This is a genomic window from Streptomyces sp. Ru73 (assembly GCF_002920575.1).
In the GTDB taxonomy this organism is placed as follows: Bacteria; Actinomycetota; Actinomycetes; order Streptomycetales; family Streptomycetaceae; genus Streptomyces.
In genome coordinates, this window is the sequence record NZ_PQSQ01000015.1 from 26,633 (window position 1) to 39,211 (window position 12,579).

Sequence of the window (12,579 nt, forward strand, 5' to 3'; positions counted from 1 at the left end):
GCTTCGTGGACATCAAACTCTCGCAGTGTTTCATCGCCGTCGACGACCACGACAAGGCGCTCGCCTTCTACCGGGACGTCCTCGGCTTCGAGGTACGGAACGACGTCGGGTTCGAGGGAATGCGCTGGGTGACGGTCGGCTCGCCGTCCCAGCCCGACGTGGAGATCGTGCTGGAACCGCCCGCCGCCGACCCGAACGCCTCACCGGCCGACAAGCAGGCCATGGCCGAGCTGCTGGCCAAGGGCATGCTGCGCGGCGTGATCTTCGCGACCGACGACGTCGACGCGGTCTTCGAACGCATCCAGGCATCGGGCGCCGAGGTTCTCCAGGAGCCGGTCGACCAGCCGTACGGCGTCCGCGACTGCGCCTTCCGCGACCCGGCGGGCAACATGCTGCGCTTCAATCAGCCCCGCAAGAAGTGACCCGGAAGCCGGCCGGGGGACATGGGGACCGCCCGCCGGCCGGCGGAACCGGGGCCGACCGACGGGACTGAATGAGCTACGCGGACGAGTGCCGCAGGGGGCGGTCCGCGCGACAGAGCGTGAGGGATCGTGACAGAGGGAGACAGGATGAGCAGGGCCAGCAGAGCGGACTCGCAGCCGTCCGAAGCGCACATCGCCGACAGCCATGACCTGATCCGCGTGCACGGTGCGCGCGAGAACAACCTCAAGGACGTCAGCATCGAGATACCGAAGCGCCGCCTGACGGTGTTCACCGGCGTCTCCGGCTCGGGCAAGAGCTCCCTGGTGTTCGACACGATCGCCGCCGAGTCACAGCGGCTCATCAACGAGACGTACAGCGCGTTCGTACAGGGCTTCATGCCCACCCTGGCCCGGCCCGAGGTCGACGTCCTCGACGGCCTCACCACCGCGATCAGCGTCGACCAGCAGCGGATGGGCGCCGACCCGCGCTCCACGGTCGGCACCGCCACCGACGCCAACGCCATGCTGCGCATCCTCTTCAGCCGGCTCGGCACACCGCACGTCGGCCCGCCCGGCGCCTTCGCCTTCAACGTGCCCTCCGTCTCGGCGTCCGGCGCGATCAAGGTGGAGCGCGGCGCCAAGAAGGCCGAGAAGGTCACCTTCAACCGGGTCGGCGGGATGTGCCCGCGCTGCGAGGGCCGCGGCTCGGTCTCCGAACTCGACCTGACCCAGCTCTACGACGACAGCAAGTCGATCAACGAGGGCGCGTTCACCGTCCCCGGCTACACCGGCGGCGGCTGGAACTCCCGCCTCTACGCCGAGTCCGGCTTCTTCGACCCGGACAAGCCGATCAGCAAGTTCACCAAGCGGGAACTGCACGACCTGCTGCACCGCGAGCCCACCCGCATGAAGATCGCGGGCATCAACATGACGTACGAAGGGCTCATCCCGCGCATCCAGAAGTCGATGCTCTCCAAGGACAAGGAGGCGATGCAGCCGCACATCCGCGCCTTCGTGGAGCGCGCGGTCACCTTCGCCACCTGCCCCGACTGCGACGGCACCCGGCTCGCCGCACACGCCCGCGCCTCGAAGATCGGCAAGATCTCCATCGCGGACGCCTGCGCCATGGAGATCAGGGACCTGGCCGACTGGGTACGCGGACTGACGGACCCCTCGGTCGCGCCCCTGCTCACCGCCCTCCAGCAGTCCCTCGACTCGTTCGTCGAGATCGGCCTCGGCTACCTCTCGCTCGACCGGCCCGCCGGCACCCTCTCCGGCGGCGAGGCACAGCGCGTCAAGATGATCCGCCACCTCGGCTCCTCGCTCACCGACGTCACGTACGTCTTCGACGAGCCGACCGCCGGCCTGCACCCGCACGACATCCAGCGGATGAACGACCTGCTCCGCCGGCTGCGGGACAAGGGCAACACCGTCCTCGTCGTGGAACACAAGCCCGAGGTCATCGAGATCGCCGACCACGTCGTCGACCTTGGCCCCGGCGCCGGCACGGCCGGCGGCACCGTCTGCTTCGAGGGCACCGTCGACGGGCTGCGCGCCAGCGGCACCGTCACCGGCCGCCACCTCGACGACCGGTCCGCGCTCAAGGACACCGTGCGCAAGCCCACCGGCGCCCTGGAGATCCGCGGCGCCTCGGCGAACAACCTGCAGGACGTCGACGTGGACATCCCGCTCGGCGTACTCACCGTGATCACCGGCGTCGCGGGCTCCGGCAAGAGCTCGCTGGTGCACCGGTCGATCCCCGCGGACCTCGGGGTCGTCACGGTCGACCAGACCCCGATCCGCGGCTCGCGGCGCAGCAACCCGGCGACCTACACCGGCCTGCTCGAACCGATCCGCAAGGCGTTCGCCAAGGTCAACGGCGTCAAGCCCGCGCTGTTCAGCGCCAACTCCGAGGGCGCCTGCCCCACTTGCAACGGCGCCGGCGTCATCTACACCGACCTGGCGATGATGGCCGGAGTCGCCAGCACCTGCGAGGACTGCGAGGGCCGGCGGTTCGACGCCTCGGTACTGGAGTACCACCTCGGCGGCCGCGACATCAGCGAGGTGCTCGCGATGCCGGTGAGCGAGGCGGAGGAGTTCTTCGGTACGGGCGAGGCGCGCACCCCGGCCGCGCACAAGATCCTCCAGCGGCTCGCCGACGTCGGCCTCGGCTACCTCACCCTCGGCCAGCCGCTCACCACGCTGTCCGGTGGCGAGCGGCAGCGGCTGAAGCTGGCCACGCACATGGGTGAGAAGGGCGGCGTCTACGTCCTCGACGAGCCGACCGCCGGCCTGCACCTCGCCGACGTCGAGCAGCTCCTCGGACTGCTCGACCGGCTCGTCGACGCGGGCAAGTCGGTGATCGTGGTCGAACACCACCAGGCGGTCATGGCACACGCCGACTGGCTCATCGACCTCGGCCCCGGCGCCGGCCACGACGGCGGCCGCATCGTCTTCGAAGGCACCCCCGCCGACCTCGTCGCCTCCCGCGCCACGCTGACGGGCGAGCACTTGGCGGCTTACGTCGGGGGGTGAGGAGACGGCCTGACGGTCTGCACGGTCCGGGCGCTCGCCCCTCCCCCCGACCGCGCGGGAAATCGTTTGCTGGGGTCGCGGGGGCGGGCGAGGATGCCCGTATGGTGCGCAGTTTCGATGACCTGGTGGCCGAGGCGGCGGAGGTGTCCGTCGCGGGCTGGGACTTCTCCTGGCTGGAAGGCCGGGCCACCGAGGCCCGGCCTTCCTGGGGTTACCAGCGGCTGATGGGCGAGCGGCTGGCGGGCGCCTCGGCCGCGCTGGACATCCAGACCGGCGGTGGCGAGGTGCTCGCCGGCGCACCGAAACTGCCGCCGCTCATGGCGGCCACCGAGTCCTGGCCGCCGAACGTCACCAAGGCGACCCGCCTGCTGCACCCGCTCGGCGCGGTGGTCGTCGCCGACCCGGACGAGCCGCCGCTGCCGTTCGCCGACGACGCCTTCGACCTGGTGACCAGCCGTCACCCGGCGACCGTGTGGTGGACGGAGATCGCCCGCGTACTCCGGCCCGGCGGGACGTACCTCGCGCAGCACGTCGGGCACGGCAGCGTGTTCGAACTGGTCGAGTACTTCCTCGGGCCGCAGTCCGAGAAGACCCGGCGGGCGCGCCACCCCGACGACGAGCGGGCGGCGGCCGAGGCGGCCGGGCTGGAGATCACGGACCTGCGGTTCGAGCGGCTGCGGATGGAGTTCTTCGACGTCGGCGCGGTCGTGTACTTCCTGCGCAAGGTGATCTGGATGGTGCCCGGCTTCACCGTCGACCAGTACCGTGACCGGCTGCGCGAGCTGCACGAAAAGATCCAGGACGAGGGCCCGTTCGTCGCCCACTCCACCCGCTCCCTCTTCGAGGCCCGCAAGCCGGAGTGAGGGCGCGGTCTGCGGCCGATGCGGCCTTTCGGCCGGTCGGTCGATGCGGTCGATCGGCGGGTGCTTCTGGGCCGGCCGACGCGTTCCGGAGCGCCGCCGCCTCGGCGCACCCCTCGGCGGGCGGCTTCTCCGAGTGCCGCCGCGAGCCGGTTCCGAAGTCCGTCCCCAGGGGTTTGACTTCGAGCCCACTCCAACTCCTACCGTCCCTGACGTGAGCCCGACACGGCCCTCACCCACGGGGGACGGGGTACTTCAGGAGGTAATGGCATGACCGGCATTCCCACTCGGCAGCTCGGCGATCTGACCGTCTCCGCGCAGGGACTGGGCTGCATGGGGATGAGTCACGGGTACGGCGCTTCGGACGACGCGCAGTCCATCGCGACCATCCACCGTGCGCTCGACCTCGGCGTCACCCTGCTGGACACCTCCGACTTCTACGGCTCCGGCCACAACGAGGAGCTGGTCGGACGGGCCGTGGCCGACCGCCGCGACCGGGCGGTGATCGCCACCAAGTTCGGCTTCGCCAACAAGCTCGGCGAGCCCACCGCGATCCGGGGCGACGCCGCGTACGTACGCGAGGCCTGCGACGCCTCGCTGCGGCGGCTCGGCGTCGACCACATCGACCTGTACTACCAGCACCGCGTCGACCCCGAGGTGCCGATCGAGGAGACCGTCGGGGCGATGGCGGAGCTGGTCGCGGCGGGCAAGGTACGGCACCTCGGCCTGTCCGAGGCGAGCGCGGAAACGATCCGGCGGGCACACGCGGTGCACCCGATCGCCGCGCTGCAGAGCGAGTGGTCGCTGTGGACGCGCGACCTGGAGGAGGAGATCGCGCCGGTCTGCCGGGAGCTCGGCATCGGCATCGTGCCGTTCTCGCCGCTGGGGCGGGGCTTCCTCACCGGCCGGTACACGTCCGTGGAGGGGATGGCGGAGGGTGACGTACGGCGCAGCCAGCCGCGCTTCGCCGACGGCAACCTGCAGCGGAACCTCGCCATCGTCGACAAGCTGAACGAGCTGGCCGCGGCGAAGGGCGTCACGGCGGGGCAGCTGGCGCTGGCCTGGGTGCAGCACCGGGGCGCGGACGTCGTGCCGATCCCGGGCACCCGGCGCGAGAAGTACCTGCTGGAGAACGTCGCCGCGGTCGCCATCGGACTGACCCCCGAGGACCTCGCCGCCATCGACGCGGCGGCCCCCGCCGAAGCGGTGGCCGGCACCCGCTACGACGCGTCGAGCCTGGCGTTCGTCAACAAGTGAGCCGGTGAGCTTACCGCCGGCCGGTGCCGCCCCCGCGGTTTTCCACAGCCGCGGGGGCGGCGGCCGTCCGGCCCTCCGGGGTTTTCCACAGGCCCCCTCGCCACTCGCCCGGCCGCCGTAAAGTCGGAGACATGAGTGAGGACGAGGGGAGCGTGCGGATCGACAGCTGGATCTGGTCCGTGCGGCTCATGAAGACGCGGTCGATGGCGGCCACGGCCTGCCGGGGCGGACACGTCCGGGTCAACGGCGAGCGCGTGAAGGCGGCGTACGCTGTGCGGCCCGGTGACGAGGTCCGGCTGCGGCACGCCGGACGCGAGCGGATCGTCGTCGTGAAGCGGCTCGTGAAGAAGCGGGTCGGGGCGCCGGTCGCGGTCGAGTGCTACGTCGACAACAGCCCGCCCCCGCCCCCGCGCGAGCTGGCCGTACAGGTCCCGGTCCGCGACCGCGGCGCGGGCCGCCCGACCAAGCGCGACCGCCGCGAAATGGAACGCCTCTGGGGCCGCCAGCCCGGCTCCCCGGGAGACAGACCGAGACCTTGAGCCGGGCGGAGCCGGGCAGGGCCGCGCAACGCCGGGCAGGGTCGCGCAAAGCCGGGCGGAGCCGGGTAGAGCCGCGCAAAGCCGGTCGGAGCTGGGTAGAGCCGGACGGGGCTGGGCGGAGCCGTACAAAGCAGGGCAGGGCCGCGCAACGCCGGGCGGAGCTAGGCAGAGCCGTGCCTTGTCGGTCTACTTCGTGAAATGGGGGTGGGGGAGGGGGAGGGGCGGGGCCCCCGGGGAGAGCACGGGAGCAAGGGGGAAGCTCAGGCTCACCCCGGCATCGGTATCAGGCTCATGCCGTTTGGGCCGGGGCTTGTCCCGTACGGGGCGCCACGCCCTGCCGTCCACGCGCGCCGGGCTTACCCCGTTCGGGTGGCCAGTTCCTCCAGGAGTTCTGAGGCTTCGGTGGGGGCATCGTGGGTGGCGAAGTCGGTGCGGAGGCGGGTGGCGGCTGCGCGGTAGGACGGTGTGGTGAGCACGGTGCGGACCGCGCGGCGCAGGGTGGGGGCGTCCGGGCGGTCGGTGCGGAGGTCCAGGCCCGCGCCGGACCAGGCGACCCGCGCGCTGACCGCCGTCTTGTCCTCCGTGCGGCCCGCGCAGATCAGCGGGACGCCGTGCGCCAGGGCGGTCAGTACGCCGTTGTAGCCCGCGTTGGTGATCATTACGGAGACGTGCGGCAGCAGGCGGGCGTGCGGGATGAACGGCGCCCAGCGGACGTTGTCCGGGAGCGCGCCGAGGGTCCCGGCCGGGTCCGGGCCGGTCGCGACGACCAGTACGTCCTCCTCGGCCAGCGCCTCGACGGCCGGGCGGAGGAGCGCCGTCGGGTCGGTGGCGACCGTGCCCTGGGTGACGTGGACGACGCGGCCCTCGTGAGCCGCCAGTTCGTCCCACCACTCCGGCGCGTCGAACGCGGCGGGCGGGTCCGGGAGCAGCGGGCCCACGAAGTGGATGTGCGGGGCCATCCGGCGGCGGGGGAATTCGAATGCCTCGGTGGTCGGCATCAGGTGCAGGTACGGGGAGCGGGTGATGTCCAGGGCGAGGCGGTCGCGGGGGAAGGGCGGCAGGCCGAGGCCGGCACGGTGGGTGTCGAGCGCGGCCCGCAGCTTCGGGTCCAGCACCCGGCGGGTCAGGAAGTGCGCCAGCCGGTTGGGCAGTTGTGCCACGAAGGAGGTGGCGGGCGGGCGGGACGAGGTGAAGGGCGGGATCTCGGGGTCGGTGGTCACGAGAGGGTTGATGCCGAGCGTGGCGTAGGCGGGGCCGCCCTTGTCGCGCAGCGTGGCGGCGCCCACCGCGCACATGTCGGTGACGAGGAGGTCGGCGGGGAAGTCCGCGAGTATCGCCTCGTAGTCGGCGAGTTGGCCGGGCATCCGGTCGATCAGCAGCTTGCGCAGGGCGGAGACGCCGGCCGCCATGCCCTTGGTGCCCGGGTCCGGTTCGGCGGGCAGTCGTCGCAGGTCGGCGGCCTGGTCGTACGGTACGAAGCGGGCGCCCGTGGCTTTCACCTGCGGTGCGTACGCCTCGCCGGTGTGCCACAGGACCTCGTGGCCGCGCTCGACGAGGCGGGCGGCCAGGGGAAGCGCCGGGTTGACGTGTCCGGTCGCGGGCAGGGTGCTGATCAGCAGCTTCATGGGGATATCTCAGCACCATGGTCTGGGTGGCTGTACGGCAACCCCCTTGATACGGCGGCTGGTTGAGTCCGTGGCAGCGGGTGGGGGCGGGGCTCGCGCCCCTCGCCGTACGCCAACCCGCGCGCCGCCGCACCAGCCCGTCTGCCCGCCCCCGCGTCAACCCGCCTCCCCCCCCGCCAGGCCGTCTGCCCCCGTACCGGCCCGCGCCGCGCCTCCCCCTGTCACCCCATGTGCTCCGCCAGCCACTTCGGGTCCGGGTCGATGGTCTGGAGTACTTCGATCAGCATGCCTTCCGGGCTTTCGACGTTGAAGCGGCGCTGGCCCCAGGGCTCGTCGCGCAGGGGCTCCGTGATGCGGACGCCGGCGGCGCGCAGGGCGGTCTCCTCGGCGGCCGCGTCCTCGACGAGGAAGGCGAGGCAGAGGCCCGCCGTGTCCTGGGTGCGGAAGCCCGCCGGCATGGACTCGTGGCCGCGCTGGACGAAGTCGAGTACGTAGGCGGGATGTTCGGGGTGGTGCAGGCTGACGTACCAGCCGAGGTCGGCGACCTGAGTGAAGCCGAAGTGGTCGGTGTAGAAGCGGCTGCTGGCGGTCGTGTCGTCGGTGAGTACGGCGAGGCCGAGCTTCTCGAAACGCATACGGTTCCCTCCCTGGTCGGCGGTCCGGCCGCCAACCACTGCATGTGTAGTACGTCGAAGCACTTTATTTGTAGTACGTTGGCTGTAGTGGTTGCAAGTGCTTTGTGGGAGGGCTTTCGGTGGTGCGCAATCCGGAGCGGCGAACGGCGCTGGTGGACGCGGCGATCGAGGTACTGGCGCGGGACGGGGCGCGCGGGCTGACGTTCCGCGCGGTGGACGCGGAGGCAGGCGTACCGAAGGGCACCGCCTCCAACTACTTCGCGCGCAGGGACGAGTTGCTCGCGCAGGTCACCGGGCAGATCCACCAGCGGATCGCGCCGGACCCTGACGAGGTCGCGGAGGTCATGAAGGCGCCGCACGGGCGTGAGCTGGTGACCGAGCTGATGGGCTGGATCAACCGCCGGGTCACCGCGAACCGCACCGGTTACCTCGCGATGCTGGAGCTGCGCCTGGAGGCCACCCGGCGGCCCGAGCTGCGCGCGGAGCTGACCGCCACGATGCGGGCGGCCCTGGAGGACGACCTCCGCTTCCACGAGGAGGGCGGGCTGCCGGGTGACCGTACGGCGGTGATGCTGATGTATCTCGCGATGACCGGGCTGATGCTGGAACAGCTCACGCTGCCGGGCGTGGTGCCGGCGGAGGAGACGGACGAGCTGATCGCCGCGCTGGTGGACCGGGTGACGCGGGAGGAGCCTCGCTAGCTGCTCTGGTGGACCGGGAGATCCCGGCCGGGCCCCGCTGGCCGCCCTGACGGCCAGGGGAATCCCACCGGGCCCCGCTGGCCGCCGTGGTGTTCCGGCCGGCCCCGTCGGCCGCCCCGCCGTCTCACCCCGCGTACGGACGGGCCAGTCGGGCGTCGCGCAGGGCGTGGCCCCACCAGGTGAGCTGGTTCAGCAGGGCGTCGGCCGCGCGGTCCGGGCCCTCCGGGGCGCGCAGCCGGCCCTCGGCGTCGAAGAGCTGCCCGGCCATGGGGAGGCTGACGGTCTCGCGCACCGTCGTCGCGTGGAGTTCCGCGAAGACCAGGCGCAGTTGCTCGACGGCGCGCAGGCCGCCGGAGATCCCGCCGTACGAGACGAAGCCGACCGGCTTGGCCTGCCATTCCGCGTGCAGCAGGTCGATGGCGTGCTTCAGCGGCGCGGGGAAGGAGTGGTTGTACTCCGGGGTGATCACGACGAAGGCGTCCGCCGCGTCGACCCGCTTGGCGAACGCCTCCGCCTCGGGGCCGCCGCGCAGCGCGTACGGCTGGATCTCGGCGAGGTCCAGGACGTCCACGCCGAGGTCCGGGCGGGCGGTCGCGTGCCGGGTGAACCAGTCGGCGACGATGGGCGCGAACCGGCCCTCCCGGGTGCTCGCGACGATGACGGCGAGGTTGAGGGTCTCTGCAGACATGGGCATGCCTCTCTGGAACGGGATGCGGTGGCGAATGCAGAGATGACGCTAGGACCTCAACAAAACTTGAGGTCAAGCATGGCCGGGGCACCGAGGTCGGCGCCGCCCTCGGAACGCGGACGGCGCACCGGCCACGGGCCGGGGGGACTGTCGCTGACGAACCCCAACCGCTCACCTCGCCAACAGCCACCGCACACGGCCACCGCATACGACCACCGCATACGACCACCGCACACGGCCATCGCGTCGCCTCCCGGCGCCCCGCCTCCCGCCTCCCGGCGCCCCGCCTCCCGCCTCCCGGCACCCGGCACCCGGCACCCGGCGCCCCGGCACCCGGCGCCCCCGCACACGCCGTCCCTCACTCCTCCCCGAACAGCTGCAGCAGCTCCTTCTTCTCGAACATGCGGGCGGTGTCCAGGGCCGACGGGGTGCCCGCCTTCGGGTCGGCGCCGTGGCTCAGCAGCAGCCGTACGATCGCGTCCTCGCCCTTGAAGACGGCGCCCGCGAGCGGCGTCTGGCCGCGGTCGTTGGGCCGGTCGGCGTCCGCGCCGCGCTGCAGCAGGGCCTCGACGGTCGCCGCGTGGCCGTGGTACGCGGCCAGCATGACGAGCGAATCGCCCTTGTCGTTGGTGAGGTTGGCGGGTACGCCCGCGTCGACGTACGCGGCGACGGTGTCGGTGTCGCCCTGCCGGGCCAGGTCGAAGACCTTGGCCGCCAGCTGCAGCACCTCGGGGTCGTGTGCGTGCTCGATCGACTCGGGGCCCTGTGCGCCCGGGCTCTGCTCGCTCATGCCGTCGGCCTCCTGCTCTCGTGGTGTGCGCCTGCACTCGCCACTTTATGCAGGCCAGGGCCGCGAACGGCGAGTCGGCGGCAAGACGCCTCAGAACATGTCCGGGCACCAGGGCCGCCGCGCGGCCCGCAGCAGCGCGTCCGCCGTGGCCGGCGCGCCGGGCCGGTCCTCCTGGACCCGGCCGAGCGCCGCGAGCCGCGTGGCGGACTCGTCGCCCAGGTACAGCGAGCCCAGCTCCGCCACGTCCAGGGTGAGGTCGGCGGAGCGGGTGGTGCGGGTGCACGTGGCGCCGTCGGGCCCGGCGTCGAGGTGGTAGCGCCCCGCGGCGTACCCGGCGGCGTCCCGTACCTCCAGGACCAGCGACCCCGGCACCGCGTACGTCCGCGCCTCCAGCAGCCGCGGCACGTCCAGCGGCCGGATCCACAGGTAGTCGGCGTGCTCCTCGATGCTCGCGGCGCGCGGGTCGCCGAGCAGCAGCGGCAGAACGTCGTCCGGGGCGCGCGCCCCGGTCTTCACGTGCAGCGCCCAGTCGATCGAGTACAGAAAGTGCCACAGGGCGCGCTCCGCCTCCGGGGAGACCGCGATCAACTTGCTGACCTGGACGGTCTGCTCGGGCCGCTTGTGCTCCCAGTGGTCGTCCATGGTGTACGTGACCAGGCCGTCGACCGCACCGGCCGGGGAGCGGTACAGGGCGTGGAAGGGCTCCTTCCACTCCATCGCCGGCCACTGGACCTCACCGGTCGCCAGCTGCCACCAGCGCTCGTCACGCGTGACCGCGCCGTGCTGCCGGGTCCGGAAGCGGTCGTGGAGGGCCGGGCCGAGGGCGCGCACCTCCGCGGGGCTCGCGAAGTCCACCCGGCCGCCGCACTCGGGGCCGGAGTACCGGGAGCCGAGCTGGGCCCGGGCCACGTCGACGCGCCACTCCGTGAACCAGGTGGCGGGCCCGAAGCCGTACCGTCCGTAGATCGGGTACTCCGCGGCGATCAGCGTGGCCACCGCCTCGCCGCGCTCCTTCGCCGCCGCCAGGTCCTGCGCCATCATCCGGCTGAGCAGACCGCGGCGGCGGTGCGTGGGGGAGACGGTCACCTGGGAGACGGCGTCGGCCGGCACCCGGGCGCCGCCCACGACCGTCAGCTCCTGGGGGAAGCTGCGGAAGGTCGCGATGCAGTGCCCGTCGTCGAAGCCGCCCTGCGTGCGGGTGAAGTCGGTGCCGGCCCGGCGGAATTCGACCTCTTCCTTGGTCAGCGTTCCCGGCGAGCGGGTGAAGCCGGTGGCCACCGCCTCCATCCAGCCGGAGAACTCCTCCTCGCCGACTGTGCGCACCTCAAGGCTCATACCCGTACGCTAGCCACACTCCTGACGGGTTGTCGCTCGGATTTCTGAGCCCGGCCGGCTGCCCGGCTCCCCCGGCCCGCTTCCCCGGCTGCCCGGCTCCTCGGTCCGCTGCCCGGCCCGGCCAGGTGCCGAAGACGCGGTCGCCCGCCCCCCCCTGGTGGCGCCGTTTCAGAACGCCGCCGCCCGGATCTCTCCCACGCGCTCGGCGCCGCCCGTCAGCGGGACGTCCGCGATGCGGTCGAGTACCGGGGCGTCGACGCCCATGAGGCGCAGCGTGCGGGCCAGGATCGGGCCGAGCGTGCGGGTCGCGCCGTCGTCGACCTTGAAGGCCAGCGCGCGGCCGTCGGGCAGCGCGAGCGCCTGTACGGCCTCGGCGCCCATCTTCGACAGCACGCCCGGCAGCTCCTGCATCAGCCAGGTGTCGGGGCGGCGGGTCCCGGCGACGTACTCCGGGTGGGCGCGCATCGCGTCGGCGACCCGGCGCTCGGGGGTGCCGGGCGCGGCCACGACGAAGTGCCGGTACGCGCGCGCCAGGCCGGTCAGCGAGAGGGCCATCAGGGGCGCGCCGCAGCCGTCGGTGCCGATGTGGTCGACGGCCTCGCCGCTGGCGTCCCGTACGGCCTGCAGGACCAGCTGCTGGAGCGGGTGGTGCTGGTCGAGGTAGCTCTCCAGGGGCCAGCCGTTCTGCGCGCAGGCGGCGAGCATCGCGGTGTGCTTGCCGGAGCAGTTCATGGTCAGCGGCTCGCGGACCTTGCCGGCGGCGAGGTAGTGCTCCGCCTCGACGGGGTCGAGCGGCAGGTCGGGCGGGGTCTGCAGCTGCTCGGGCGCGAGGTCGTACTCGGCGAGCATCTTCTGCACGAGATCGAGGTGAAAGCTTTCTCCGGAGTGGCTGGCGGCGGCCAGGGCCAGGCGCTCGCCGGAGAGGTCCAGGCCCGCGCGGAGGATCGCGGCGGCCTGCATCGGCTTGTTCGTGGAGCGCGGGAAGACCGGCGAGGCGACGTCACCGAGCGCCAGGTCCACGCTGCCGTCGGCGGCCAGCACGACCAGCGAGCCGCGGTGCACGCCCTCGACGAAGCCGGAGCGGACGACCTCGGCGAGCACGGGCGGGAGGGACGGCTGCTGCTCGGTTATCGCACCGGGGGTGTCGGCGGAGGAGGTCATCGCGGGCCTTCCGGGGTCGCGGACCCGCCTC

General features: G+C 72.5%; 12 protein-coding genes. 6 read left to right on the top strand and 6 right to left on the bottom strand.

Going from position 1 to position 12,579, the window contains the following annotated elements:
- Positions 1-5 precede the first annotated feature (5 nt).
- The 5 genes from C3486_RS09740 to C3486_RS09760 all read left to right on the top strand — a co-directional run bounded on the left by C3486_RS09740 (position 6) and on the right by C3486_RS09760 (position 5,613).
- The gene (locus C3486_RS09740; RefSeq protein WP_181138502.1) at positions 6-422 is read left to right on the top strand and encodes a VOC family protein; all 417 of its coding nucleotides are present in this window, start codon (positions 6-8) and stop codon (positions 420-422) included.
- A gap of 147 nt (positions 423-569) precedes the next feature.
- Positions 570-2,957 (top strand): excinuclease ABC subunit UvrA, encoded by a 2,388-nt coding sequence (locus tag C3486_RS09745; protein WP_103832212.1) that lies wholly within the window; start codon positions 570-572, stop codon positions 2,955-2,957.
- 101 nt (positions 2,958-3,058) lie between these two features.
- Positions 3,059-3,820, top strand: a complete 762-nt coding sequence (locus tag C3486_RS09750) for a class I SAM-dependent methyltransferase (protein ID WP_103832213.1) — start codon at positions 3,059-3,061, stop codon at positions 3,818-3,820.
- A 267-nt stretch (positions 3,821-4,087) separates the two neighbouring features.
- Entirely contained in the window at positions 4,088-5,074 is a 987-nt protein-coding gene (locus tag C3486_RS09755) for an aldo/keto reductase (protein ID WP_103832214.1), read from the top strand.
- A 131-nt stretch (positions 5,075-5,205) separates the two neighbouring features.
- Positions 5,206-5,613: an RNA-binding S4 domain-containing protein gene (locus tag C3486_RS09760; protein ID WP_103832215.1), complete on the top strand. Its 408-nt coding sequence runs from the start codon at positions 5,206-5,208 to the stop codon at positions 5,611-5,613.
- A 356-nt stretch (positions 5,614-5,969) separates the two neighbouring features.
- Here the strand turns inward: C3486_RS09760 and C3486_RS09765 are convergent, their stop codons facing one another.
- Positions 5,970-7,238 (bottom strand): glycosyltransferase, encoded by a 1,269-nt coding sequence (locus C3486_RS09765; RefSeq protein ID WP_103832216.1) that lies wholly within the window; start codon positions 7,236-7,238, stop codon positions 5,970-5,972.
- Positions 7,239-7,459: 221 nt separating this feature from the next.
- Positions 7,460-7,873 carry a VOC family protein gene (locus C3486_RS09770; protein ID WP_103832217.1) on the bottom strand — a complete coding sequence of 138 codons (414 nt, stop codon included), beginning with the start codon at positions 7,871-7,873 and terminating at the stop codon, positions 7,460-7,462.
- A 119-nt stretch (positions 7,874-7,992) separates the two neighbouring features.
- On the opposite strand from C3486_RS09770, the gene C3486_RS09775 reads away from it, so the two are divergent.
- A complete protein-coding gene (locus C3486_RS09775) occupies positions 7,993-8,574 on the top strand; it encodes a TetR/AcrR family transcriptional regulator (protein WP_103832218.1) in 582 nt (193 codons plus the stop codon).
- Positions 8,575-8,698: 124 nt separating this feature from the next.
- Here the strand turns inward: C3486_RS09775 and C3486_RS09780 are convergent, their stop codons facing one another.
- From C3486_RS09780 to C3486_RS09795, 4 genes are all read right to left on the bottom strand, one after another.
- Positions 8,699-9,262, bottom strand: a complete 564-nt coding sequence (locus C3486_RS09780) for an NADPH-dependent FMN reductase (RefSeq protein WP_103832219.1) — start codon at positions 9,260-9,262, stop codon at positions 8,699-8,701.
- Between the two features lie 358 nt (positions 9,263-9,620).
- Positions 9,621-10,052: an ankyrin repeat domain-containing protein gene (locus C3486_RS09785; RefSeq protein ID WP_103832220.1), complete on the bottom strand. Its 432-nt coding sequence runs from the start codon at positions 10,050-10,052 to the stop codon at positions 9,621-9,623.
- Between the two features lie 90 nt (positions 10,053-10,142).
- On the bottom strand, positions 10,143-11,387 hold the full coding sequence (locus C3486_RS09790) for a GNAT family N-acetyltransferase (protein WP_103832221.1): 1,245 nt from the start codon (positions 11,385-11,387) through the stop codon (positions 10,143-10,145).
- 168 nt (positions 11,388-11,555) lie between these two features.
- A complete protein-coding gene (locus tag C3486_RS09795; protein WP_103832222.1) occupies positions 11,556-12,548 on the bottom strand; it encodes an asparaginase in 993 nt (330 codons plus the stop codon).
- Positions 12,549-12,579: the final 31 nt, after the last annotated feature.